This is a genomic window from Mycobacterium sp. IDUB_5, assembly GCF_055419565.1.
The window spans coordinates 1-207 of sequence record NZ_JBVAXX010000025.1; the positions used below are offsets into that span (position 1 = coordinate 1).

Sequence of the window (207 nt, forward strand, 5' to 3'; positions counted from 1 at the left end):
TCGGCCACGGAGGCTGAGCTGCGCGAGGTTGTCGCCCACTGCGAACGACTCAAAGCCGAGGCTGCCGCGGTGCAGGCCCGCGCCACCGCGTTATGGGCGTCCAAGCGGCGCGCCGCTGAGACCGCGGCGAGGATGCCGGCGGCCAAACGGGGTCGCGGGTTGGCCTCAGAAGTGGCGTTGGCGCGCTTGGATTCCCCGGCCCGCGGT

Annotated in this window: 1 pseudogene; it reads left to right on the forward strand. The window is 72.9% G+C overall.

What is annotated here, in order from left to right:
- Window positions 1-207 (forward strand): annotated as a pseudogene (locus ACZY1G_RS27850) (HNH endonuclease); the annotation flags it as partial.